Source organism: Trichothermofontia sp. (assembly GCF_053493415.1).
This window is the reverse complement of sequence record NZ_JBRCAD010000233.1, coordinates 1-22,842: the sequence shown is the minus strand read 5'-3', so window position 1 is coordinate 22,842 and position 22,842 is coordinate 1. Positions and strand designations below refer to the sequence as shown.

General features: G+C 52.7%; 19 protein-coding genes and 1 pseudogene. 7 read left to right on the top strand and 13 right to left on the bottom strand.

Annotated features, from left to right (window positions below; genetic code table 11):
* Nucleotides 1-102: 102 nt before the first annotated feature.
* Nucleotides 103-1,128 (bottom strand): DUF3137 domain-containing protein, encoded by a 1,026-nt coding sequence (locus ACWIUF_RS20470; protein ID WP_448574392.1) that lies wholly within the window; start codon nucleotides 1,126-1,128, stop codon nucleotides 103-105.
* On the opposite strand from ACWIUF_RS20470, the gene ACWIUF_RS20465 reads away from it, so the two are divergent.
* The 5 genes from ACWIUF_RS20465 to ACWIUF_RS20445 all read left to right on the top strand — a co-directional run bounded on the left by ACWIUF_RS20465 (nucleotide 1,127) and on the right by ACWIUF_RS20445 (nucleotide 4,347).
* On the top strand, nucleotides 1,127-1,276 hold the full coding sequence (locus ACWIUF_RS20465; RefSeq protein WP_448574391.1) for a hypothetical protein: 150 nt from the start codon (nucleotides 1,127-1,129) through the stop codon (nucleotides 1,274-1,276). The two genes, ACWIUF_RS20470 and ACWIUF_RS20465, sit on opposite strands and share 2 nt — an antisense overlap.
* Before the next feature lie 64 nt (nucleotides 1,277-1,340).
* Nucleotides 1,341-1,862, top strand: coding sequence for a photosystem I assembly protein Ycf3 (locus tag ACWIUF_RS20460; RefSeq protein WP_448574390.1), 522 nt, complete (start codon nucleotides 1,341-1,343; stop codon nucleotides 1,860-1,862).
* 56 nt (nucleotides 1,863-1,918) lie between these two features.
* Nucleotides 1,919-2,794: an Rpn family recombination-promoting nuclease/putative transposase gene (locus tag ACWIUF_RS20455; protein ID WP_448574388.1), complete on the top strand. Its 876-nt coding sequence runs from the start codon at nucleotides 1,919-1,921 to the stop codon at nucleotides 2,792-2,794.
* Nucleotides 2,795-2,886: 92 nt separating this feature from the next.
* On the top strand, nucleotides 2,887-3,177 hold the full coding sequence (gene gatC / locus ACWIUF_RS20450) for an Asp-tRNA(Asn)/Glu-tRNA(Gln) amidotransferase subunit GatC (protein WP_448574387.1): 291 nt from the start codon (nucleotides 2,887-2,889) through the stop codon (nucleotides 3,175-3,177).
* Nucleotides 3,178-3,186: 9 nt separating this feature from the next.
* Nucleotides 3,187-4,347, top strand: a complete 1,161-nt coding sequence (locus ACWIUF_RS20445) for a histidinol-phosphate transaminase (protein WP_448574386.1) — start codon at nucleotides 3,187-3,189, stop codon at nucleotides 4,345-4,347.
* A 107-nt stretch (nucleotides 4,348-4,454) separates the two neighbouring features.
* Here the strand turns inward: ACWIUF_RS20445 and larE are convergent, their stop codons facing one another.
* Complete coding sequence (gene larE, locus ACWIUF_RS20440) at nucleotides 4,455-5,276, bottom strand: ATP-dependent sacrificial sulfur transferase LarE (protein ID WP_448574385.1); 822 nt, start codon at nucleotides 5,274-5,276, stop codon at nucleotides 4,455-4,457.
* Between the two features lie 252 nt (nucleotides 5,277-5,528).
* Between larE and ACWIUF_RS20435 the strand changes: the two genes are divergently transcribed.
* Both ACWIUF_RS20435 and ACWIUF_RS20430 read left to right on the top strand, forming a co-directional pair.
* A complete protein-coding gene (locus ACWIUF_RS20435) occupies nucleotides 5,529-6,869 on the top strand; it encodes a TldD/PmbA family protein (RefSeq protein WP_448574384.1) in 1,341 nt (446 codons plus the stop codon).
* Nucleotides 6,870-6,889: 20 nt separating this feature from the next.
* On the top strand, nucleotides 6,890-7,594 hold the full coding sequence (locus ACWIUF_RS20430; RefSeq protein ID WP_448574383.1) for a response regulator: 705 nt from the start codon (nucleotides 6,890-6,892) through the stop codon (nucleotides 7,592-7,594).
* 206 nt (nucleotides 7,595-7,800) lie between these two features.
* On the opposite strand, the gene ACWIUF_RS20425 is transcribed toward ACWIUF_RS20430, so the two are convergent.
* From ACWIUF_RS20425 to ACWIUF_RS20375, 11 genes and pseudogenes are all read right to left on the bottom strand, one after another.
* Entirely contained in the window at nucleotides 7,801-9,369 is a 1,569-nt protein-coding gene (locus ACWIUF_RS20425) for a hypothetical protein (RefSeq protein WP_448574382.1), read from the bottom strand.
* Between the two features lie 131 nt (nucleotides 9,370-9,500).
* Nucleotides 9,501-11,867, bottom strand: coding sequence for an O-linked N-acetylglucosamine transferase, SPINDLY family protein (locus ACWIUF_RS20420; RefSeq protein ID WP_448574399.1), 2,367 nt, complete (start codon nucleotides 11,865-11,867; stop codon nucleotides 9,501-9,503).
* Complete coding sequence (locus ACWIUF_RS20415) at nucleotides 11,753-13,993, bottom strand: O-linked N-acetylglucosamine transferase, SPINDLY family protein (RefSeq protein WP_448574381.1); 2,241 nt, start codon at nucleotides 13,991-13,993, stop codon at nucleotides 11,753-11,755. The genes ACWIUF_RS20420 and ACWIUF_RS20415 overlap by 115 nt, the downstream gene beginning before the upstream one ends.
* Nucleotides 13,994-14,097: 104 nt before the next feature.
* A complete protein-coding gene (locus tag ACWIUF_RS20410) occupies nucleotides 14,098-14,640 on the bottom strand; it encodes a type IV pilin-like G/H family protein (RefSeq protein ID WP_448574380.1) in 543 nt (180 codons plus the stop codon).
* 324 nt (nucleotides 14,641-14,964) lie between these two features.
* Nucleotides 14,965-16,377 (bottom strand): argininosuccinate lyase, encoded by a 1,413-nt coding sequence (argH, locus tag ACWIUF_RS20405; RefSeq protein WP_448574379.1) that lies wholly within the window; start codon nucleotides 16,375-16,377, stop codon nucleotides 14,965-14,967.
* A gap of 214 nt (nucleotides 16,378-16,591) precedes the next feature.
* Nucleotides 16,592-16,870 carry a hypothetical protein gene (locus tag ACWIUF_RS20400; RefSeq protein WP_448574378.1) on the bottom strand — a complete coding sequence of 93 codons (279 nt, stop codon included), beginning with the start codon at nucleotides 16,868-16,870 and terminating at the stop codon, nucleotides 16,592-16,594.
* A 130-nt stretch (nucleotides 16,871-17,000) separates the two neighbouring features.
* Nucleotides 17,001-18,461: a PP2C family protein-serine/threonine phosphatase gene (locus ACWIUF_RS20395; protein WP_448574377.1), complete on the bottom strand. Its 1,461-nt coding sequence runs from the start codon at nucleotides 18,459-18,461 to the stop codon at nucleotides 17,001-17,003.
* A 276-nt stretch (nucleotides 18,462-18,737) separates the two neighbouring features.
* On the bottom strand, nucleotides 18,738-19,226 hold the full coding sequence (locus ACWIUF_RS20390) for an EVE domain-containing protein (RefSeq protein WP_448574376.1): 489 nt from the start codon (nucleotides 19,224-19,226) through the stop codon (nucleotides 18,738-18,740).
* Between the two features lie 370 nt (nucleotides 19,227-19,596).
* A complete protein-coding gene (ftsH3, locus tag ACWIUF_RS20385) occupies nucleotides 19,597-21,444 on the bottom strand; it encodes an ATP-dependent zinc metalloprotease FtsH3 (protein WP_448574375.1) in 1,848 nt (615 codons plus the stop codon).
* A gap of 150 nt (nucleotides 21,445-21,594) precedes the next feature.
* Nucleotides 21,595-22,428 carry a hypothetical protein gene (locus ACWIUF_RS20380; RefSeq protein WP_448574374.1) on the bottom strand — a complete coding sequence of 278 codons (834 nt, stop codon included), beginning with the start codon at nucleotides 22,426-22,428 and terminating at the stop codon, nucleotides 21,595-21,597.
* Between the two features lie 128 nt (nucleotides 22,429-22,556).
* A pseudogene (locus ACWIUF_RS20375) lies at nucleotides 22,557-22,842 on the bottom strand (Uma2 family endonuclease); the annotation flags it as partial.

Below are 22,842 nucleotides of genomic sequence, written 5' to 3'. Positions count from 1 at the left end.
CCGTCCCTATTCCCAAACCCAATCTGCCTCCTGGCTAGCGAAGCCTTAGCAGTGATTGTACTGATATTATAGGGTCCGGTTGGGGAGGGGGGATCAGGTTGGCTACTGCTTGGTCCAAATGCGGCGGTTGAGGTTAAGATCCTCAACGATCGCGGCGGCGAGTTTAATATCATCAAAATAGGTTTGCACTTCCTGTTGGGTCATGAGGGCGGAGCCGAACCAGATCGAAGGCGGCTCAAACAAGTTTTTATTATTTGGAATGGCAAGATGCAGTTTGGAGTCAATAAAAGAGAGCGCAAGGGGCTTACCTACGCGATCGTGGAACTCGACTAATCGCTGCATAAGACTTGTTGACAGAATATAGCGTGCTTCAATTTGATCCGTAGAGTAAATAGCAAATAGGCGTTCAAAGGTAGGGTCTTCTAGCTTAACCAACTCCCCTGGCATTGCCCCAATGTTGCGCTTCGGCATAAGCGATTGTAGCCAGGAACCCATACCTCCCCAAGCACTTTCAAGGTGATCGGGAAGCACGATCGTCCGGCCTTGAAAGTGTTTATTGAAATCAGCGATAAAAAACACCCCCTTAAAAATTGTATGCCAGTGGGTTTGCGGTCTACCCTTGGAGTCGGTGGTGGTGGTTTTGTACTCCGCATGAACCTCGGAAAAACGGACGGCAGTCTTGTCTAACAAGCCATAGATGAGATCTTCCTGGTGATAGCGATCGATCCTTTGCTGGTAAATTTGACTCCCGCGAAATTCTGATTGGCTGATGCCCCCCGTTGGGTTGTAGGACAGGCTTTTGTCATAGAGTTTGACAAGTCGCTGGATAACCTGCTGCTTAAAGTCATTGCGATACTGCCCCATTGGTCCGGCCAAAAATGCGTACCAGAGAGTTGCCCCCGCGATCGCCAAAAAAACAAATAGGACCATCCCACCCAAGCGAATCAAGCTCGCGAAGAGGAAGAGAACTAGGACCGAACCGCCTATCCAACCCGCCGCCATCAAACCCCGTTTTTGCACCGCCCGTCGTTGGGTTTCTAGCTGATTCAGTACCGTTTGGAGTTCGCCGTGATAAAGGCGTTGTACCGATTGGGCAAAGAATTGGGTGCGGGACTGGCGTGGTTTCATGACTCCATTGCCCATAATGCTGATTATTACCAGTATGCCCAGAAATATTGCGACTCAGTACAATCCCCTTGATCGCTGGGTTTCCTCTGCCGCGATCGGCTTGATGGTGATCGGCATGACCCAGAGTAGCGGTACACTGGATAGCTAGGCCCACCAGCCGACTACCTTTGCCGCAAAAGTTTACTGAATTTGGATACCCTGAGGGGTCACCTATGCCGCGATCGCAACGCAACGACAACTTTGTTGACAAGACCTTTACCGTCATGGCTGACCTGATTTTGAAGGTATTGCCGACGAAGCGTGAAGCCAAGGAAGCCTTTGCCTACTACCGGGATGGGATGTCAGCCCAGGCCGATGGCGAATATGCCGAGGCAATGGACAACTACCAGGAGGCCCTGAAACTAGAGCAGGACCCCGTCGATCGTGCCTATGTCCTCTATAACATTGGCCTCATCCACACCAGCAACGGCGAACACGACAAGGCCCTGGAAGCCTATCATCAAGCCTTAGAACTAAATCCGCGCCTGCCCCAAGCGCTCAATAATATTGCCGTGATTTATCACTACCAGGGGGAAAAGCTTCAGGAAGCCGGTAAGGAGGAGGAAGCCGAGGCTAGCTTTGACCAAGCTGCCGATTACTGGACACGGGCGATCCGCCTTGCCCCTAACAATTACATCGAAGCCCAAAACTGGCTGAAAACCACCGGGCGATCGAAGATTGACGTGTATTTCTAGACTAACAACGGGTATCCAAAGAACGGGTTCCGTAGCGATTGTGGCCGCCAGTTTCCATGCGCCGTGACTCCCTCTTCTACCAAATCTTCCAGCAATGTCCTGCCCTCCTGGTGGACCTGCTGCCCGATCCCCCCGCCCACGCGGCAGACTATCACTTTTTTGCTGCCGTTGCGGTCAAAGAACCCAAATTCGAGATCGATGGCATTTTTCTCCCACCGCCAGGAAAACGTCCTAGGATTATCGGCTTCTGTGAGGCCCAATTCCAGAAGGATGAACGGCTTTACGAACGCCTGTTTAGCGAATCCTTCTTTTTCTTATACCAAAACTACGATCAATTTTCTGACTGGTTTGCCATTGTTATCTATCCTTCCCGCAGCATCGAACAAACTGACCTGGCCCCTTACCAAGTCCTGCTCGATAGCCACCACGTCCATCGTATTTATCTTGATGAACTGGGTTCCCCGGAAGAGTTGCCCCTGGGTTTGGCCTTGATGGTGCTCACCATTGTCGAGGAAGCCCAGGCTCCAGCCGCTGCGCGATCGCTCCTGGAGCGGGTTGAACAAGAACTGCCCGCCCGCCTCGCCGATCGCCGTGGCATCATGGAATTGATCACCACGATCATGGTGTATAAGTTCAGCCAACTGGGTCGCACCGAGGTAGAAGCCATGCTAGGGATCACCTTACAAGAAACACGGGTTTACCAAGAGGCCAAGGAGGAAGGTCGCCAAGAAGGTCGCCAGGAAGGTCGCCAGGAGGAAGGACGATTGCTGCTGATCCGCATGTTGACTCGACGCTTTGGTAAGTTATCGGCGGCGGTGACCCAGCAGATCAATCAGCTTCCCTTGGAGCAACTGGAGAATTTGGGAGAAGCCGTGTGGGATTTTGAAACGATCGCCGATCTCAGGGCGTGGCTCAAACGCGATCGCGGGTAGGTTTATTGAGATAATGAATGCTGCTGCCAATAACCGGATAAAATTGTCCCCGATGATTTTCGCTCAGTTGTTCCTTACCCTTTATCCCTAGCATGATCGATCGCGAGCAAGTCCAAAAAGTCGCCCTGTTGGCCCGTCTTCAGCTAACTGAGGCGGAGGAAACCCAATTTACAACGCAACTGAACGATATCCTTGATTATTTTGAACAGTTGAGTGAGTTGGATACCAGTAATGTGCCGCCGACGGCGTGGGCGATCGAAGCGACGAATGTCACCCGTGCGGATACGGTCCAGCCGGAACAGGAGCGGGAGTTAATGCTCCAGAGTGCCCCCGATCGCGAGGAGGATTTCTTCAAAGTGCCCAAGATTTTGGGCGAGGTATAGAGTTAGATAATGCTCAAATTTATCCGACCGGAATTAGCCCAACTGGTGGCCTATGCGCCCCACCCAGACAGTGCGATCGCGCCTGAAACGTTACCGGATTTTCCCCCGGTAGAAACGCTGGACTGGCTGAACGCGAATGAATCCCCCTTTGATTTGCCCTCGGACCTAAAGCAAAAGCTGGCCTGGGCCTATCAAGAAGAACTAGCCACGAATCGCTATCCCGATGGCGGGCATGGGGCGCTGAAGCAGGCGATCGCGGATTATGTGAACGAGGGAGCGGGGACTGCGGTAACGGCGGCTCAAATTTCGGTGGGGAATGGGTCGGATGAGTTAATCCGATCGCTCCTGATTGCCACCTGCCTGGGCGGTCAAGGCTCGATCTTGGTGGCGGACCCGACGTTTGTCATGTATGGGATTTTGGCCCAGACCTTGGGGATTCCCGTGGTGACCATCGGGCGATCGGACACAACCTTTGCGATGGATTTAGCCGCAGCCCAAGCGGCCCTTGTACAAACTCAAAATCCGCCGATTCGGGTGGTGTTTGTGGTTCATCCCAATTCACCTACGGCTAACCTGTTAACCGAGGCCGAAATCACCTGGTTACGGCAGCTACCAGAGGACATTCTGGTGGTGATTGATGAGGCATATTTTGAGTTTAGTCAGCAGACGCTTGTTGCCGAACTAGCCCAGCATTCCAATTGGGTCATTCTGCGCACGTTTTCCAAGGCGTTTCGGTTAGCCAGTCATCGGGTGGGCTATGCGATCGCGACGGCACCGTTAACGGCGATTTTGGAAAAAGTGCGTTTACCCTACAATTTACCTGCTGCTTCCCAGGCGGCGGCTTTGGTAGCGTTACAACACCGTGATCAATTATTGGACGTAATTCCGTCTATGCTGACGGCGCGATCGCAGATCCTAGAAGCCCTAGCCCGTCATCCCGAATTACAAGTGTGGCCCAGTACCGCCAATTTTATCTACTTGCGATTACGACCCGAAGCGTTGGCGTCTGAAGCTGCCGCAGATCTGGCCTTGGCGCGACTGACAGAATTACTCAAGCGGCAGGGAACTCTGGTGCGGCAGATCAGTGGGGGCCTGCGGGTAACGATCGGCACGCCAGCGGAAAACCAACGGTTTTTAGACCGCTTGGCGATCGCCCTGTCCCATTTGTAGGGTAATCATACCAAATTCACTACTAGGACAATAGGCAATCGGGCTATTGCCGGGAGAGTGGGATGGTTACAGGCAAACACCGCCAGGGTGATTACGAATCAAACGGATTAGAGGATTTCCTGGTTTAGTTTGCCACTGCGGAATCCCTCTAGATCCAGGGTTACATAAATAAAACCCAGAGCTTGGAAGGTGGCGACTAAGGCAGGGAGATCGGTTGTGCGCACAAAATCTTGCAATTGCTCTGGCGGTAACTCAATCCTGGCCGTATCTGCCTGCGATCGTACCCGCACCGTTCGGTAACCTAATTGCCGCAGATAATATTCTGCTCGTCCAACCCGTTGCAGCTTGGCGATCGTGATCGTTTCACCGTAGGGAAAACGGGAACTCAGGCAGGGTTGGGCCGGTTTGTCCCACCAGGGTAATCCCAACCACTCGGACAGTTGCCGCACTTCGGCCTTGCTGATCCCCACTTCTGCCAGGGGTGATCGGGCACCGCGTTCACGGGCGGCCTGGATGCCGGGGCGGTAGTCTTGCAAATCATCGGCATTGATGCCATCCACCACGTAGGGATAGCCCTGCGCTAGGGCTAGGGGTTTGAGGGTATCGTGCAATTCACTTTTGCAAAAATAACAGCGGTTAACTGGATTCGCGGCATAGTTGGGGTTATCGAGTTCGTGGGTGGTGACTTCCTCGTGGCGAATGCCGATCGTGGCCGCCTGTACCCGTGCATCTTCCAAATCCTCTGGCAACAGGGAGGGGGAAACGGCGGTCACCGCTAAGGCCCGATCGCCCAACACATCCACCGCAATTTTGGCCACTAGGGTGCTGTCAATGCCGCCGGAGTAGGCAATGAGTGCCCGTTCCATATCGGCGAACAGGGTTTTGAGGTTGATTAATTTCTGCTGGAGGCTAGGAGCAAGGGGACGCATGGTGGGCCGGTAGGGGAGAGGGAACAGGGGAGAGGGAACAGGGGAGAAAGGCGTTAGGGTCTGTTCTTTTGTCCTCTGTTCCCTGTTCTCTGTCCTCTTGCAGGATTTAGAAATTGGAGTGTCATCACCCAGGGCGGGTGTTCTCACTGTTTTAGTATAAGCATTCGGGAATAGGCGGTGAGGGGAGGGCAGGGGATATACTCGTAGACACAGGCCAGAAGCGCTGGCATTCGCAGTCACTCAGTAAGCGATATGTTAAACGTTGAAGAACTTGCCAGCCAAGCGCAGCACATCGCGGCGCAGCTAGGAATTACGAAATTTGATGTCTATGGGGCCACCGTTGACGAAAGCAGTGTCCAGGTGGATCAGGGGGAACCGAAACAGGTCGAAGCGTCCAGCCGCTCTTCCGTGACGGTGCGGGTTTGGAACCAGGCGGGGACGGTGGGCATTACCAGTACGACAGATGTGGACGCGATCGGGCTGGAACTGGCCCTCAAAACCGCCCAGGAAGCGAGCGCGTTTGGGGCGAAGGAATATATTCCCGATTTCAGCCCTGAAGCCACTAAACCCCTTCCCCCGTGGCCCGATCCCAGGGTTCCTCCGGCTCCCATTGAACGCCTGGTGACCACCCTCCTGGCTGCCGAGAAACAACTCCTTGAGGCCCATCCGGCGATCGTCAGTGTTCCCTATAATGGCCTATCCCAACAGGCGATCGATCGCTTCTACTTCAACAGTGAGGGTGCCCAGCGGCAGGAGAGCAATGCTTATACGTCGGTCTATCTTTACAGCAAGACAGAGGTTGCGGGGAAAAAGCCCCGTAGTGCTGGTGGGTTCCGCATTGGCCGCAGTTTGGATACCCTGCCGATCGCGGACTGTTTGCAGGAGGTGATCGACAAAACCATCAGTCACCTTGACTATGAAAAAATCGCGTCGGGGAAATATCGGGTGGTGTTTTCGCCGGAGGCGTTTTTGAGCTTGTTGGGGGCGTTTTCTAATCTGTTTAATGCCCAAAGTATTCTTGATAAGCAAAGCCTATCGACGCCGGAATCCCTGGGACAGACGATCGCCTCCCCCCTGTTGTCAGTGAATGATGATGCTCTCCATCCCGCTAACATTACGATCAGCCATTTTGATGGGGAAGGGACTCCGACCCGATGTGTGCCCCTGATTCAGAATGGCGTTCTGACTAGTTTTTTGCACAGTGCCGGGACGGCGAAACGGCTGAATGCCCAACCAACGGGCAATGCCAACATGGGCGCAAAAGTAACCGTGAGTCCCAACTTTTTCCATGTGTTTTCCCAGGTTCCTGCGGACACAACCTATGATGTAGCGACGGCAGATAATGTCGTGTTGGTTGATGATTTACATGCCCTCCATGCGGGGGTGAGTGCCCTAGAAGGATCGTTTTCCTTGCCCTTTGATGGGTGGCTGCTTCGGAATGGTCAACGGACGAGTATTGAGTCGGCGACGGTGGCGGGGGATTTCCGGCAACTCCTCCAGTCGATTATCTATGTGGCACCCCAAGCAGAGGTAAAACCGAATGGGGTTTGTCCCTACATTTGGGTGGATGCCTTGGCGATTACGGGAGAATAATCACGGGGGAGTGATCAAGCATGGAAACAATTCGGGTTGTGCTCATTGAGGACCACGACTTAACTCGCATGGGGTTAAAGACGGGGCTGCAACAGCGATTGGGGATTGCCGTGGTCGGGGAGGCGGGGACGGCGGCGGCAGGCCTTACGGTGGTGCAGGCGCAGCAACCCGATGTGGCGGTAGTGGATATTGGCTTGCCCGATCGCGATGGCATTGAACTGACCCGCGAGATTAAGCAGGCGGTGCCCCAGAGTCGGGTCCTGATCCTCACGATGCATGACAATGAATCATCGGTGCTGGCGGCGTTTGCGGCGGGGGCCGATTCCTACTGCATGAAGGATGTCAGCATGGATAAGCTGGTTGAGGCCTTGCAGGCGACCCATGAGGGGAATGCCTGGATTGATCCAACGATCGCCCGCATTGTACTGAAGCAAACCCAGGGATCGGCGGCCAGTCCGCCCTTGCCCTCGCCCCCCCGCCGCCTAGTCACGGGGCCAACCCTGGGCGAGGATGATGACCTCCTGACGACTGATCCGTTAACGGAACGGGAATTAGAGGTTCTGGAATTAATTGTGGCGGGCTGTAGCAATGCGGAAATTTCCGAAAAACTGTATATCACCGTGGGGACGGTCAAGACCCATGTGCGCAGTATTCTGAATAAGCTATGTGCCAGCGATCGCACCCAAGCAGCAGTTCGTGCCCTGCGATCGGGCTTGGTGGATTAGCCTTTTCCCCCCTTTACGGCACTTCCATCGTTGATGGGGTACAGACAAGGGGCTTAAGCCCCTTGTTTACAAGACTTGACAATACTTCATTAGAGAGGAAACGGCTGTATCCTCTAATCTCTGGAGCTATAAAGCATTGAGCCAAGAGCGACCAGAAGGTATATTCTCGTTGAGAAATAGCGATAACTACCAGGCTCTGTTTTTAGCTAGCTTTTCCATTTGACAATGATGGGAGAGTACGCATTATGATTCATATCGGCTATAAAAGGCTGTTGGCGAGGCAGCGTAAATAAATTATATTTATAATTTTTCCAGATAAATATATCATTGGGTAAATAGGGATAATATGCTTCGCTCATTGACATGGGAATTGAATTGAGAAAATCACGCACTATTGGTTCTAGTTTCGGCATAATCACGATCGCAGCAAAATCGCGCTGACCATTCCATTTTATAAATCCCAATTCTGGGCTAAAAAAAGTAGGTAGTTTCTTGGCAGCACTTTCCTCATTAATCAGGATGTCCGTCTGAATGTCCGCTAGTGGGTAAGAACCAACATTGAAGTAGTAAATATTAGCACCTTTTATGAATCTTCGCAGGGATATACCGACTTCATAATAAACTCTTGGATTTGTAATCAGCAGGACATTGATTTCTTTTTTATCTAAACCTTTTTCATCTATAGTAGACTGAATATGATGAATTAAACTATCAGTCTCCTGCCCCCCTACTGTCAAGGTTTCAACAGTATTCAAGGTTAGGAAGAATTTGCAAACTAAGGTTGAGACTATTAATACAATTGCGACTTGCTTCACATACCTAGGATAAGAGATCAAATAATCTATTAAAATAGCAAATAAAATGGAAAACCCTAAGATTCCAGGCAAAAAATAGCGTTCCGTGAAGCCAGTACGTGCATAGAGGAAGATTTGAGGAGTAATGATTAACAGGAACAATATTAACGGCACCCAAGCAACTGTAAAGATTCTGTGATTCCATAGCTTAAACAAATTAAGTAAAATAATGAGAATCAATAATGAAATAAAAGAACCATTCCAGGCGATTGAAAGGGTAGATTTGAAAATTTGGATGGCTGTTATTTTTAGATCGAAATGATTGATTGAAATTCTACGAATAAACAAAAATGAAATAAACATAAATGGCAATAAAACAAGGAGAGTCGTCATGTATTTTCTGATTTCAAAATTAACAAGCCATGCTCTAATATAAATTAGACTTGGTAGGAGAAACAGGAAACTTTCTTTTGATAATGAACTACAAATAGCTAAAATCAAAAAGGCAATTTCCCAACGTAAATGGTGAGTTTCTTTAAGCTTTGAGAGACAATATATAGAGCCTGCCATGAGCAAAAAAGCAGGAGTTTCAGCTACGGATATATGCACCCAACTAGCAACTTGAACATCTAGAAAGGTCATTCCCAAAAAGACAGTCGATGCTAGTGTACTAAATCCGAAATTCCTTAAGGCTTTGAAGAGTAAAATACAACTGACAATAGCAAAACCACCGATTACACAGTGCCACACCTGCCAATTCAATTTAATAAGATGAGTGAGAGTGATAATGTATAATGAGTAAAAGGGACGAAATCTAACATTAATGTCGTATGAATTTAACCATGAAAATGTCTGCCAAAAACCGCGTTCTTCTAAGGATTCATGGAAGCTGATCAGTGCATGACAATCCTTGAGATAATAACCGGAGTAAATAGCTCCTGTACCCACCAAAAGCCCTATCCAGAATAAGCTAATCAACATAATTGGTAGTACATTCTGGATGGTATCGGGCTTTTTAAGAATTAACTCTCGAAGGACCATGTTACTGACTTACCCTCTGAATTTAGCTTCATCCTATTTCTAGTAGCCTCCACTTGGATACTGACTAATTTCTAATCCTCATGGGCAGTAACATACTGCTCCCACATTTGCTGATAGGCTGCTTCCATATCCCGTGCAAACTGACGGGCATTCCACAGGGGAGCTAAATGCCTTGATCGTTTTAATTCCCAACTTACTTTTTGTCGTAGTTCAGGTTCCCTACCGAATCGAATCCCCCATTCGACATATTCCGCATCCGTCCAGGCAATCCCTTCTTCAATCCCTGCATTCACCAACATCGTATAACTATTACGACTGGCAAACTGTTCCCCCACGCGAGTGACCAAAGGAACGCCAACCCAAAGTGTTTCCAATGTCGTAGTTGCGCCGTTATAGGGATAGGTATCTAATACTATGTCGGCAATGCCTAAATTAGCCCGATGGATGGCTTCAGTAGGGGCGGCAGGGAGGAACCGCAGGCGATCGCAGCTCACCCCTTCAGCCTCTGCAAGGCTAGCAAATAATTCCCTAATCTTAGCCTCATCTGCAACGCCCTTGATCAAGAAGTAACTATTGGGAACCTCGCTCAGGATTTTCATCTGGAGGCGAATCATATCAGGATGGCGCTTACGCCCGTTTTGGCTGCTGTAATAGACCACAGCTTCGCTGGGAATATCGAGATCGCTACGGCGTAGGGTTGGCACACCGAGTTCAAATCCTCCTACCGCAATGTAGCTATGGGGGAGCCGCCACAGGGTTTCAGGATAATGGTCTTGGGCGTATTCTGGCAGGACGTAGGGATCAGCAATAAAGTAGTCTACCGTTGGTAAGCCGGGGGCATCCCAGCCGAGCCAGGATACTTGGATCGGAGCCGGTTTGGTGGCCAAGACTTTACAGCTTAGATCAAGGGTAATACTGTCTAGATCAACCAGAATATCGATGTCATCGGCATAGATTTCCTTGGCAATATCAAGATAGTCATGATACTGATCACCGCTCATTACAAGGGTCTTAAAATTAGGAATAACAGATTGGTAAAACGCTGTAACTTGATCCGTTTCGTTTAACTTGGGACGAATTGAGTAGGCAAACAGATCAAAATTCTCCTTATTATGAAAAGCCATCAACCAACGAGCGAGCCAGCCAACGGAATGGGTTCTGAAACAGTGGGATAAGTATCCAATTTTTAATTTTTTCTGATGTTTAATCCGTCCCTTAAAGGCGCGATCGCTTGCAAGAGCAAGATGATCTTGCCCCAGTGTCTTCTGAGAGCAAATATCTAAATTGGTTTGACAAATTTTTAGAATTTCATTTTGCAAGGCACGATTTTTTATAAGAGAATCACGAAAATAGGGAAGTGTGAAACTAGCATACATTAAAATACTGACGTTATAAGGTGTCAGAGTTTTCGGATTGGATTGAATAATTTCCTGAAGTAAGTCCTGATGTACATTGAGATAATCTAAGGCTTCATCCCAACTATTTCCTTCATTGATGAGACTATAAAGCAGTTCATTAGTCGCAAAAATACGATCGACCAGGAATGTCGCCTGTTCATAACACAATTTTGCTGTTTCAATTGATTTTTGAAATTGCTTATCTTCGCGATAATAGATGATTAAATGCAATTTAAGTGACAGACAACCTGGATCGAAGTTCAGATAGCTTTCAATTAAATCGATCGCGATTTTGTATTGACCTGCATAGGCAAACTTAATTGCCGCCGTTAGGACGAGATTAGAGAAACGCCTTGGCTCATCGGTAGATCGTAAAATCTGAGTGAGAAAGTTTTGGGTGGTCTCATCCCAATGGGTATTTTCTAAAAGGGTTTTTAGGGTAATTAGTAATTCGTCTTGAAGGTTGAGATTAGGAGAGAGGATGGCAAAATCAAGCGCGTTAAACCAGTCGTCAACTTCATCACTGTCATAGGTTTGAGTCGCGATCGCTAATTGCACCAGCTTGAGGGTGTTCCGAATATCTTCCGGATGAAATTCTCGCAAATATTTTCGGATTAACCAAGCATTGCGATCGTTGTCCAGAGATTTCTCTTGTTGCGCCACGGTTTCTAAAACGGTGACTAACCCATGATGCCGCTGCTCTAGTTCAGCCTCAGTTGCCGCTTCTAGACACAACATCCAGGTTAAATAGGCTTCCGATTCATCGCCATTCAGCAGATAAGCAATGCCAAGATAAACTCCCAGTGCGCTAATTTCTGGATGCTCAGCGATCGCACCTTCCAAAATCTGACACGCTTGCCCATAATCACCCGATGCAATCAATGCCGGGACACTTTCAGCTAAGGGAGGTAGGTCAATCTCAGGATCTAGGAAGGCTGACATGAACAATAGATCTCCCACATTTGTTGATAAGCGCTTTCCATATCCCGTGCAAACTGACGGGCATCCCAGAGGGGGGCGGTTTGCCGGGATTGGCGCAATTTCCAACTAACCTTTTGCCGTAGTTCGGGTTCCATACCGAATCGAATCCCCCATTCGACATATTCCTCGTCTGTCCAAGCAATCCCTTCCTCAATCCCCGCATTCACCAGCATCGTATAACTATTGCGAGCCGCAAACTGTTCCCCCACCCGCGTGACTAAGGGAATGCCAACCCAAAGCGTCTCCAAGGTTGTGGTCGCACCATTGTAGGGATAGGTATCGAGGGCTACATCGATAATACCTAAATTAGCGCGATGAGTGGCTTCATTAGGGGCCGGAGGGAGAAAACGCAGGCGATCGCGACTCACGCCCATCTCCTCCGCAATGGCACAAAAGGTCTGTTGAATGGCGGGATCAGCGGCTAAGCCTTTAATGAGAAAATAGCTATCAGGAACCGCCTGCAAAATTTGCAGTTGTAAGCGGGTAATCATGGGATTCCACTTGGGGCCGCTTTGTCCCGTTAAGTAGACAACGGCATCAGCGGGAATGGCTAGGGTATCGCGACGCAGATCGGGCACCCCAATTTCAAACCCATCAACTGCAATATAGGTCTGGGGCAAACGCCAGATTTTTTCTTGATAATAATCCTGGGCATTCTCCGGTAGCACATAGGGATCAGCCATAAAATAGTCAACCGTTGGCAGCCCCGAAGCATCCCAGCCGAGCCAAGTGATCTGAATGGGCGCTGGTTTGACGGCCATAATCTGGCAAGTAATATCCAGGGTGATGCTATCCAAATCCACCAAAATATCAATCCCATCTTGATAAATCTGCATCGCTATTTCGCCCGGATTTGTCCCTAGCCGCCGCACGTGGGTCATTTGCTCGGTATACCAGGCTTGAATAGGATCATAAACCTCACGGTAGTTAATAAAATAGCCGTAGAGTTCAACACATTGGCGATCGTGATGCTGAATCAACCACCGTGCCAACCAACCGACGGAATGGGTGGTCATGCAATAGGAAAGATAGCCCACCTTCAGGGGACGCTTTTGAGGACTGCGTTGTGCGGGCGATCGCCGCTGCCAGTGATGATCCGCTTGCAGTTCATGCAATGCTAGATCCCGTTCTACGATTTGCTGGAATCGTTGCATTACCCGCCTGCGCAGGTCATGATTGTGGCGAGGGGTATCCTGAAAATAAGGGGAAAAGAAGGTGGAATTTGTTAAGAATAATGCACCGCTATCGATACTAATCTCATCGGCGGGAGCGGCCAAAACCTGATTTAAAAGGGACTCCTGATGCTGGAGCAGGGTGTAACCTTCGGCCCAGCGTCCCCCTGTACCTAGCACGCCGCGTGTGAGTAGGTGGTTAGCAAACACTTTCTCAATTAAACTGGGCGCTAGATCATAGCACCGTTGCGCCATTGCAATTCCCTGTTCGTACAGCTTAGCATCTTGATATTGGGTGGCCAGGGCACGGATCAGATTGCGATTATCTGGATCAATTTCCAGATAGCTCTCAGAAAGAACAATGGCCAAATCTGGTCGCCTGCGGACTTTGGCTAGATTTAGGGTGAGTTGTACAATATCCGCAGTCCGCGTTGAGATTTGCGGGCAATGGCGAAAACACAGCGCCGCAAATTCCAGACAAGCCGGATGGTAGGGATCGGCTTCAAAGATTTGTTTGAGTAGCGGGAACACTTGCTCCGGACTCAGTTCCACACTCTCGTGGGCCTGGAGCGTCGCGATAATTCCCCATTCACTGAGGAATTCACCCGCAAAGGTGCCAGCCTGGAGGGAGCAGTGAATCAGCCGCAAGAGATTCGCGATATTGGCAGCATCTATCTCCCGAATATGTTGCCGAATCGTCCAAGCCATTGGCCAGTGTTCTGCGGCTTCCTGCCGATCGGCCTCGGTGCTTAAAAGGGTGACTAACGTTTCGATCCCGCGCTCGCCTTCCCGGCCCTGCGCCGCCTCCAACCCCACCAGCCAACTCATTTGGGCTTCAGCCTCCTGCCCCTGAAGCAGAAGGGCTAACCCCAGGTACCCATAGAGGGGTAGGCATTCGGGATTTTCTACTAGTTGTTCTTCACAGTAACGGACAACCTCTCCATAGCTCTCCTGTTGTAAAGCCGTTTCAATGGGTTGGAGCAGAGTCGCAAGGAAAACGTCTGGAATTGGCATCAATCGTTACGGTGATATTCCTATCAAAATAGCAAGAGGCGGATAGACATTGCTACCCACCTCCGTCAAAGGACCTAAGTTACGCTGCTGGCACGCAAGCTGGATTACTTGATGATCGCAGCGGTACCACTCGCACAGGTCGGGCCGGTGAGAGTGGTCGTCGGGACTGCGGCGAAACCTGCACCGGCGGCGTTGTTTTCGCAGAGGACCGCCAGGGTGGTGGCTTCACTGGTCGCAGCGACTTGACCCAACTGAACCAGACCCACATAGGCTTTCAACGCGGGCTTCAAGGACTCACCTTGAGCGGCTGCGTTGGCATTGGTTGCACCGTTATTAGCCAGCACAATTTTGTATTGGTAGTTGACCGTTGAGGTCGCAATACCTACGCCTAGAACTTCCATGTTGGGACCGAAGGCCGAGTTTTCCAGGAAGTAGGCTTGTTGGGCACGGTTCATGGAGCCAGTGTAGGTCTTGGCTTCCGATTGCTTGGCCTTGTTGGCTTGGTTCAGGAAGGAGGGCAAGGCAATAGCGGACAGAATACCGATGATGATGATAACCACCAGCAGTTCGATCAGGGTGAAGCCAGCTTCTTTGTCTTGCTTCTTAACCATGTGCTGCAAGAATTTGGCTTTCAGTTCGGTCTTCATAAGGGTTCGTCTCCTTGTCAGTGGGTGGAAATCGGTAACTTCTAACTCCTGGGTGTAACTTACCCATCCGTTGCGCAAAATCGATCACTCCTGGGGAAAATTTTTTTGGGACTATGGCCCTCACCCCCCAGCCCCCTCTCCCACAAGGGGCGAGGGGGAGTCAGGTCAAGAGCAAGTAGGGAGAATGCAAAAACGCGATATGTAGACAAGACCCACAAGGGGCGAGGGGGAGTCAGGTCAAGAGCAAGGCTTGAAGCCCCTCTCCCTGAGGGAGAGGGGTTGGGGTGAGGGCCATCGATATCACGTCCGCCTCCCCGACCCACTTTATGCTTCCCCGCAGGCGAGTGCCTGATGCCGTGCCTGGGCAGCGGCCAATGCCTGCCGTACTTGGGCAAACCCTGTCCCCCCGAAGCTGTTGCGGGCGGCGACGACCTGACGCGGCGCGATCGCGGCGTAGATATCCTCGGCAAAGGCAGGATGCAGGGCTTGCCATTCGTCGAGGGTCAAATCCTTGAGCAGCTTGCCCTGGGCCAGGGAGGTTTTCACCACCTTGCCCACCAGGTTATAGGCTTCCCGAAAGGGCACTCCCTTCGCCGCCAAGTAATCCGCCACATCGGTGGCATTGGCGAAATCGGATTCGACCGCCGCCAGGAGCCGACTGGGCTGGAACTCTAGGCCCTCCTGGAACAGGATCGTCATCGCCGCGAGGCAACCCTTGACCGTATTCACCGCATCAAACAGGGCTTCCTTATCCTCCTGGAGATCCTTGTTGTAGGCCAGGGGTAGCCCCTTCATCAGGACGAGCAGGGCTTGCAGGTGACCGAACACCCGCCCGGTTTTGCCCCGCACCAATTCGGGTACATCCGGGTTTTTCTTCTGGGGCATAATACTCGATCCGGTCGAGCAGCTATCCCGCAGGGTGACAAAGCCGAATTCCTCCGATGCCCACAGGATCACCTCCTCCGACAGGCGACTGAGGTGGACCATGATCAAACTGGCGGCACAGAGAAACTCCACGGCAAAGTCCCGATCGCTCACCCCATCCAGGCTGTTGCTATAGACGCGATCGAACCCCAGCAATTGGGCACTGTAGGCGCGATCGATGGGGAAGGTGGTCCCGGCCAGGGCACCGCAGCCGAGGGGGGACATATTCAGCCGCTTATAGCCATCTTCCAGGCGTTCCCAATCCCGCTGCACCATCTCTACATAGGCCAGCAGGTGGTGGGCAAGGCTGAGGGGTTGTGCCCGTTGCAGGTGGGTGTAGCCGGGAATCAGGGTTTCAATGTGCTGTGCGGCTAGGTCCAGCAGGGCTTGTTGGAAGGCGAGTAATTGGGCCTGGATTTGGCGCACCTGATCCCGGAGGTACAGGCGGGTATCGGTACCCACCTGGTCATTGCGCGATCGGGCCGTGTGGAGTTTTTTGCCCACATCACCGACTAGCTCGGTTAGCCGCCGTTCAACGGCAAAGTGGACATCTTCGGCCTCAATGCCCGGTTGAAAGTGTCCCTGGCGATATTCCTGACGGATTTGCTCGAGGCCTGTGACCAGTTGCGCGGCTTCTGCGGGGGAAATAATGCCCGTATGGCCCAGCATTTGGGCATGGGCGATCGAGCCGGTCAGGTCGTACTCGATGAGGGCAATGTCGAAGCCGATGCTGGCGTTAAAGGCAGCGATAACCGGATGGAGGGCAGTTTCAAAGCGTTGGCTCCAGGTTGAAGCGGGGGTGGGGGACGACACGGTAAAGGACTCTCTGTTTGAAGGGAATAGGGTAGGGAGCTAGGGGTGGGCTATGGGGGCGGGTGAGATGCACCACCGCATCACCAAGGCACGGCGCGTATAAGTCGATGCGTGGGATAGCCGTCTCGGCTGTCTCAGTGGCAGGCAGGATGCCTCCCCCCTCAGTGGCAGGCAGGATGCCTACCCCACCCACAACGGCGCGATCGACTGAGTATTAATAAGAAGTGGCACTTTTGAAGAGGTAACCCAACACAAAGCCGATTAACATGGCCCACACTTGCCCTGTTTGCACAAAGTGGTTGAAGCCTTTGCGGATGTCGGCAAACACGTCCTGGTTGAATTGTTGGGCTAGGAGAGATGCGTGGGAGGTGATCACGTCAGGGATTAGGGCATGGGACCCTGCCGCTGGTAACCCCGCCTGGAGGAGATCAGCACTGTGGGTTAGGGTGTGGTGTACGGTACCGAGATCGATCGCTAAAAGTTCAACCGCCATTGCTGCGCTCTCCTGAAGTAATAGTCCTGAAGTAGTCGTCTTGGGTAAGGGTCTTGAGTAATGATACTGATCAGTGACAAACTGTTCTTGACCATGCAATTTAGCACAGTCTCCCTAGGGCTGGATAATCCTAGCGGCGGGTGAGCGTAGTCGGGGGATTGACCGGTGTGGCCACCGCCTCGCTAACCTTCATCACTACCAGCGTCATGTCATCGGCATTGCGACTGCTGGGACCAATAAATTGCTTCACCCGGCTAAACAGCACCTCCAAAATAGCCTGCGGATTTTGATAGCGATGGCAGGCATCCCGGAAGGCGACGAGTAAATTTTCTTCATCGAAGCGCTCCCCGTTCTGGTTGGCGGCGTCGGTAAAGCCATCAGTATAGAAAATGACCACATCGCCCGGATTGAGTTGCGTCTCGCCCGTTTCATACTGGGTATTGACATCTAGCCCGACTAACATCCCCAGGGTATCCAGACGGACAATCTCGTCGCTGGTCGCCCGCCACAGCATGGGGGGATTATGGGCCGCGTTACTGTAGAGTAAGCGGCGGGTCAGGGGGTCATATTCAGAATAGAACAGGGTGACGAAGCGGTTCGAGTTCTCTAGGTCGGTGTACATGACGTGGTTGAGGTGCTGCAAAATACGATCGGGGGTATGCCCGTTGAGCACTTCCGCCCGCAACATTCCCCGGAGCATGGTCATGATCAACCCCGCCGGAACGCCCTTGCCCATCACATCCCCGATCGCAATGCTCCACTTACCTTTTTCATGGCCCCCTTTCCGTTGGGGCACACGATCGTAGTTAGCCGGAACAAAATCGTAATAATCCCCCCCCACCCGATTGGCGGTTTCACAGCGAGCCGCCAATTGCACCCCTTCAATCGTGGGACACTGGCGGGGCAACAGTTGCAGTTGGATTTCGGCCCCAATTTCCAACTCTCGGTCCATGCGCTCCTTCTTGCGCAGTTCCACCGTGAGTTCATCGTTTTCGATCGCCACCGCCGTTTGATCGGCCACCAGACGCACCAGCTTTTGCCGAGTCTGGGTCCAGCTATAGTCCGGATCAAGGCTGAAGACGTAGAGCCGCCCCCGTTCGCGATTTTTGACGACGATCGCCGTACCAAATAGCTGGGTATCCGGGCCTAGCCAACCATTCATTTGATGTTCAAGGCGGGTGATCGCGGGGGCCAGGGGGGCAGACGGGGAAAAGGGCACACTCAGTTGGCGGGCCGCCGCCTCCAGGGATTGGCGAATATGTTGACACTCCACTGTATTGGGGCAATGCCAACGTTCAAGGCGCATTTGGCCATTGGGGCCATTGGTTTGGAACAGCACCAACACACCGCCATCGGCATCCGTCACCCGGGTTGCCATGAGCGGAATCAGCTCCAAAAACTGGTTCAGGTTCCGAAAGCTCCGCAGCGCATACCCCAGCGAGCTGAGGAGGTCTTGAATCTTGTTTTGCTCACGCTGAAGGCGGGCCACCAGCTCCTTAAGCACCGCCACTGGCGACTCTTCCCTCAAGGGACCATCTTCAGTCCGCTCAAAGGAGGGGGAAGGCTGTCGAGGAAGGGGCACAGTTGTCATTAAAACAAAGGGCTAACGCGCAAGTGGAATTGGGCGTGAGGTTGTGAGATTAAGAACCGAGAAGCCAGTCAACCCGCCATATCCAGCAGCATCACCCAAGTTCACTACTGATAATGCTTGCGACCCGTATAGGGGCGGGTTTGAAGCAACAGCATAGCAGCTTACTTTTAGATTTGAGCAGGATCGAAATCTAGAGTTTTTCCGAAGGAAACAAGTTGGCCCTGATCTCGTCGTGGTTCTGCTAGATTCTAGCGGATGAACGCAGAAAAGCAAGTATTAATTCGTTGCTGTCCCCTGTATCGCTAACAACCGTTCCGCGACGGCGATCGCCACGGGTAGGACCGATAGGCGATTGCCCCGGCGGACCACGGGCAGTTCTTCGGGGGTGAAGGTTTGCTTCAGGGTATCCAGGCTGAGGGGGGTGGCAAAGGTTTTGACAAATTCGACCCGTACCGTTTGCCAGCGTGGCTCTGCGGGCGTGGCTTTCGGATCATAGTAGGGGCTGTTGGGATCAAACTGGCTGGGGTCATCCAATCCCGTTGCCACCACCTGCATGAGGCCCACAATCCCTGGCGGGTTGGCATTGGAGTGGTAGAAAAAGGCGAGATCGCCCGGTTGCATCTGGCGCAGGTAGTTCCGGGCCTGGTAGTTGCGCACGCCATCCCAGATCGTGGTGCCATCCCGTGCCAGGTCGGCAATGCTATACACTGTCGGTTCCGATTTCATCAGCCAGTAGGACATGGGCTGCCTCTGCGATCGCGCCATAGAACTGCTCTCTTACTGTATAGGGAACCTCGATTAATTGAGGTGCTGGAGCTGCTCGCCTCACCCCCTGATGAGGGCGTGGCACCACAGTTGCGAAAATTGTATTTTTCGAGGTGCCCTAGAGCGACGGTATCGCCATCAGGAGGTCGGTAAAACTGGGCACAGGGCTGAAATCCCCACTGAGACAGATTCCTGCCTCCCTTGCCACTCCCTGCCGCAGCATGGGCGATCGCGGGGTGTTGAAACTATCCCCAGGGCAATGTCGGACAACAAAACATCCCCCTAGTTAGACCACCAAAGGGATGTTTGCGTTCAGCGTTTTATTCAGCCTGACAGGACTGCCCTAGCAGAACAGGCGTCACCCGCCGTCTTAGGCGATCGCGGCCATTTGCACGTCGCTGTCGGCCAGTAGGGCTTGCAATTCTTCCGCGTCCACGGTTTCCTTCTCAATCAGCATGTTTGCTAACTGATCGAGGACCTGACGGTTTTGCAGCAGCACCGACTTACAGCGACGGTAGGCTTGATCGACTAGGTTGCGCACCTCATCATCGATCGCCGCTGCCGTCTCTTCTGAGAAGTCCCGTTCCGCCGCAATATCACGGCCCAGGAACATATTCCCCTGCGCTCGACCGAGGGCGACGGGACCCAGGCGATCGCTCATGCCAAAGCGGGTGACCATCTGACGGGCGACACGAGCCACCTGTTGCAGATCGTTGGAGGCCCCGGTGGTGACTTCTTCTTCGCCAAAGACAATTTCTTCCGCTACGCGACCGCCCAGGGCGACGGCCATCTGGTTTTGCAGATAGGCACGGGAGTAGAGACCCGTATCCACCCGATCCTCACTGGGCATGAACCAGGTTAACCCTCCGGCGCGACCACGGGGAATAATACTGATCTTCTGCACCGGATCGTAGTCCGGCATCAGGGCACCGACGAGGGCGTGACCGGCTTCGTGGTAGGCCACCAACTGCTTGCGCTTTTCGCTCATCACCCGATCCTTCTTTTCGGGACCGGCGAGGACGCGATCGATCGCATCATTGATCTCATCCATCGAAATTTCGGTCAGATTGCGGCGGGCTGCCAAAATCGCCGCTTCATTCAGCAGATTGGACAAATCGGCCCCGGTGAAGCCAGGGGTGCGACGGGCGATTTTTTCGAGATCCACATCCTTACCCAGGGTTTTGCCACGGGCGTGGACCCGCAGGACTTCCAAGCGTCCGGCATAATCGGGGCGATCGACCACCACCTGCCGGTCAAAGCGACCGGGGCGCAACAGGGCGGCATCCAACACATCGGGCCGGTTCGTAGCCGCAATGATAATGATGCCAGTATTGCCCTCGAAGCCGTCCATCTCCGTGAGCAACTGGTTCAGGGTTTGTTCCCGCTCATCGTTGCCGCCACCGAGACCGGCCCCCCGTTGGCGACCTACGGCATCAATTTCATCGATAAACACGATACAGGGGGCATTGGATTTGGCCTGCTCGAACAGGTCGCGCACCCGCGAGGCCCCGACCCCGACGAACATTTCCACAAATTCGGAACCGGAAATTGAGAAGAAGGGGACCCCGGCTTCGCCAGCGACCGCACGGGCCAGCAGGGTTTTGCCCGTCCCCGGCGGTCCCACCAGCAGCACGCCCTTGGGAATTTTGGCCCCCACTGCCGTGAAGCGATCGGCGTTTTTGAGGAAGTCCACCACTTCGGTCAGTTCCAACTTGGCCTGGTCAATCCCGGCGACATCATTAAAAGTGACCTGGGTTTGCGGCTCCATCTGCACCCGCGCCTTCGACTTGCCAAAGTTCATCGCTTGGCTACCGGGACCATTTTGGGCACGCCGCAGCAGGAAGAATAGCCCCACCAGGAGCAAGATCGGGAAAAACAGACCACTCAGGGCACGCAGCCAAGTCCCGTCATCGGACGGGGGGAGAACCTTCACATCCAGGTTGTTGCTGGTCAGGATATTGATTAAATCGGGGTCATTGGGCAGGTTGACCAGCACCTTGCCACTACCATCCGGGGCCGTAAACATGGCCTGGGAGCGATCGGCGCTAATATTCACCGTACCTTCCAGTTGACCCTGCTCCACGGCATGGACGAATTCACTATAGGTCCAGGTTTTATTGGGTTGGGCCTGGTTGTTGTCAAAAAAGGCCGTCGCTAGGGCGATGACCACGATCGCCAACAGTGCGTACAGCCCTGCATTTCTCCACCGCTTATTCACCGGGATGATCCTCCTGGTTAGTTGTCTTGGCTATTGGTCTAACAAGGGACGCTGAACGTCCAGAAGATAGGTATTCCCATCTGGGAGCTATCAAGATTAATTTAGATGTTAACTAATATTAACTTAAGCTTGACATTTTCTGTGACTGCCTCATGAACTGCCTTGGGGGATGGATGCTGGGGTTGGGGTAGGCGTGGGCGTGGGTTTTGGCGGGAAGCGAATGATGATTCGCCCCTGGCCATCGGTTTCAAAGGTACCGCCGAGTTCCTTAATTTGGGCGATCGCCCGATCGCGGGTGCGATTGTCTACAGCACTTTGTAACACCATTGACCAGGCCCCGACGAGGGCACTTTGGCTACGGGGATTCTCGGCCAGGAAGTCTGCCATACTGCGGGATAGCTGGGCGACCTGCTGACTTTCTGGATCGGGATGCTGGCTGGCCCAGTCCGCCGCTTGGCGGAAGGAGTGCTGGGCGGCTTGGGCATCCCCCAGGAACAGGAGTTCATCAATGCCCTTATAGCGCCATACATAGTAGGAATTGGGGGGGATCTGCGGGGTGAGGGTGCTCAACCCCCGTTCCATTAGGGCGATCGTCCGTTTGGGAAGGGCCGCAAACAGGGAGGTGCTTTGGGAGAGGAACAAATAGCCCCGTACAAAGCGTGGATCACGCCGCACGATGACTTCAAAATACTCTGGGCTAAGGTCATAACCGGTTTGGGCACGGGCCTCGTCATCCCCAAAGTATTGCAGGAAGTTCAGGAAGACCCAATCGGCCATGAGGTTGTCAAAGCCGAAGGTGGGCAGGTGTTGCAAGACCTGTAGGCGTTGTTTTTCGATCGCTGACTGGCGTTGTAGGCTGGCCAGGGAGGAGGTTTGCTGTTGGCGTAAGGTCGTTAGCAGGGGCAGTTGCAAGGCGACGATCGCCCCTCCACACAACAGGATAAGGGCGATCGTGCCAAGGGTCTTCAAGAATGGGCGGGTCATAGGGAGAGACACAACCAAACCACCTCCTGGGGCATCCGATGGGTTTAAATGGCATGGCTTGTTCTGGATACTTGTATGCCAGCAAACCAAGGTGTTCACGTCTACGTCAGCCTAGTAGTGTATGGTGGCTATGTCTCCGGATCAATGCCCAAGGCTCGTAATCGCGCCGCCAACTGCTCGGCCCGTGCCCGTTCCTGCTCGGCCCGGAGTCGTTCCTGCTCAACTTGAGCTTGAGCTAGTTCGGCTCGTGCGCGTTCCTGTTCCGCCCGGAGTCGTTCCTGTTCCGCTCGTTGATCAGCAAGGTCAGCCCGCTCCTGGCGCGTTGCTAACCAAGTCCCCTCGCCGTCATACCAACGCAACCACAAGCCTGCCACACCGTCATAAGCTCCCGACCACACCCCCAACCCCAGCCCT